The 2,548-nt window shown below is 63.3% G+C and carries 3 protein-coding genes; all 3 read left to right on the top strand.

Annotation, left to right across the window (positions count from 1 at the left end; genetic code table 11):
- Positions 1-1,677: relaxase/mobilization nuclease domain-containing protein (locus tag C8029_RS20950; protein ID WP_152003656.1), on the top strand; the 1,677-nt coding region annotated here is incomplete at its 5' end.
- 14 nt (positions 1,678-1,691) lie between these two features.
- Positions 1,692-2,150, top strand: coding sequence for a hypothetical protein (locus C8029_RS23180; protein WP_502707619.1), 459 nt, complete (start codon positions 1,692-1,694; stop codon positions 2,148-2,150).
- Positions 2,147-2,548 (top strand): type IV secretory system conjugative DNA transfer family protein (locus tag C8029_RS23185; RefSeq protein ID WP_502707620.1); only part of this gene is annotated, 402 nt, incomplete at its 3' end. The genes C8029_RS23180 and C8029_RS23185, both read left to right, overlap by 4 nt.

Genomic DNA, 2,548 nt, shown 5'->3' on the forward strand with positions numbered 1-2,548 from the left:
TCCTACATCAACGACAAGGCTGTCTACACCTACTCGACGATGACCAACGCGCTGACCGATGCGGCAGTGCTTTCTGAGGAGCAGAAAGAGGACATTATCGAGGACTGGGCCGGGACCTGGCGCGGCTCGACCAAGCTCGGGTTCACCTCGCACATGCTGCTCTCCTTCCCGACCGACGTGACGGTCGACCAGGTGCGCGACATCGCCATGGACTGGACGGAGCATTTCTTCGAGAGCGGCGAATACGGCGACCAATGGGACTATGTCCTCGCGGTTCATGACGACCGGGCGCACAAGCACGCCCACATCATCCTGAACAATCGCGGCGTCGAGAAGGGCACCTGGTTCTCTTGCTGGGCCGAGGGCGTGATGTCGCCGCAGCTCATGCGCGAGAAGCAGGCCGAAATCGCTGAACGTTATGGCGTGATGCTCGACGCCACCACCCGTCTCGAGCGCGGCATCTTCGAGAAGCCTGCCGGGATCGAGGAAATCTACCGCGCCAAGGAAGAGGCCCGCCTGCCGCGCGAGATCGTTATGACGGCCCAGGAATCCGCCATTGCGCAGGCGCAGGTGGTGGGCTTCGCCAAGGACTACAAGAACCTCGCCGACCTGCTGGACCGGATGGACCAACGCCACATGGCGCGTGCCGTGCGCGGCATGGCGGACGGGCTTGGTTCGGGCACGCCTTGGAACTTCACCGAAGGAGAGATAGACATGAAGGACATCAAGACCGTCGGTGATGCGATCGACTATTCCGAGCGCACGATCGAAGCGCTGCGGCTCAAGGCCGAAGAACTGGACCCGACCGAGCGCGCCGCCTTCGAGGCCAAGGCCGCGCCGATCATCGCGGACCTCTCCCAGATGGTGCCAGACCCGGAATTGCGCGCGCGGTTTGGCAAGCAGCTCGAGGAACCCTATCCACCGGGTGCGGGCATCGACGTGCTTATCGCCGCGCTGCGGTCCGGCAACGACGAAGGGCTGCGTGACGTGCTCGAGCGCGCCGAGGAGGCTGGAATGGACAGCGAAGAGCTGGTGGCCCGGATCGCGGCGGGTGGCACGCGGAACTACGGCATGGCACAGGACTGGGTCGAGCGGGACATGAACGCGGTGCTGGCGAAAGACGGTCTCAGCGTTGAGACCGCGAGTGACGACCAGCTCGATTCCGCGCTCGAGAAGGTCGACGGGGTGATGGACGCGCTGATGGAGCGGGCTAAGGAACTGGGCGTCGAGATCGGCCGAACCCTCTCGGACGAGGAAGAGGCAACATTGCCCCTTATCGACGAGGACGACCGGACACCCAATCCCTACCTGCAGGACCTCGCCGACATGTTGCGCGATGGCAAACTCACTGAGGAACAGGAAGAGACCATTGAACGCACCCTGCAATCCGAGCTCTTCAAGGAACTGGGCGAAGAAGGCTTGGCCGAACTTCGCCGCGGCAACTACGAGGTGCTGGATGCGGCCCTGCCGAGCAAGCTCGACCAGATCACTGTCACGCAGGAATTCCTCGAAATGACCTTCGAGGAAACGGGCGACCAGGTCTTCACCGACCGCGCTGCCGGGTTGCAGCAGGACAAGGCGACCGAAGTGGCACGGATGCGCGGCCAGCAAGAGGCGCAGGAGCTGGGGCGCGATCTTGGCCGCGACCGCGGTCTCGATGACGAGATGGAATTCTGAGGGGGATGACCACAATGACCAAGACACTTCCCCTCTGGGCCGCGCTTCTTTTCGGTGTGATCTGCGGTGCCGTCATCGGCACCATCGTCGCCGCCTTCTACCTGACCCTGGCCCTGAAAACCGGGTATCAGAGCTTCGACATGTTGGCGCTCTGGAAGGCTAGCGCCGTGACACGCGCGGCACATCCTGAGGCCTTCAAGGTGGGGTTTGGCGCCGTCGGCTTCGGGGCCATCGGTCTTGGCGCTCTGGCGCTGGCCTGGACCTGGAAGAAGGAGCGCGACGATTACGGGTCGGCCCATTGGCAGACCAAGGCGGAGCTGAAGAAGAACGACATGCTGCAGGCGCCCGGCAAGGGCTTTGTCTGCGGCAAGCTAGGTGCGCCGACCTCCAAGGCCGAGTTCATCTCTTCGACCACCATCCCCCATGTGATGATGGTGGCCCCGACCGCGCGGGTAAGGGTGTGGGTTTCGTGATCCCGAACCTTCTGAGCTTTGCGGGCTCGGTCGTGGTGCTCGACGTGAAGGGCGAGAACTTCGAGAAGACCGCCCGTCTCCGGGCGCTGAACGGCGACGAGGTCTATCGCTTCAGCCCTTTCGATTGGGCCAATGCCACGCATCGTTATAACCCGCTTGCGCGGATCGCCAAGGCCCCGACATTCGCGCAGCGCTTTACCGAGGTCTCGATCCTGGCCGACCTCTTCCTCGACAAAGACAACAAGACGCTCGACACCTTTTCCGAGGCGGGCAAGTCCATCTTCGTCGCGGCCTGTCTGCTGGCGATCCAGCGCGGCACGCCGAACCTCGGCGAGGTGAACAAGATCGTCGCCGGGGGCGAGTACAAGAACGCCCAGTACAAGACCTATGCCGACGAG

It is taken from the genome of Roseobacter sp. TSBP12, assembly GCF_009129705.1.
In the GTDB taxonomy this organism is placed as follows: domain Bacteria; phylum Pseudomonadota; class Alphaproteobacteria; order Rhodobacterales; family Rhodobacteraceae; genus Celeribacter; species Celeribacter baekdonensis_A.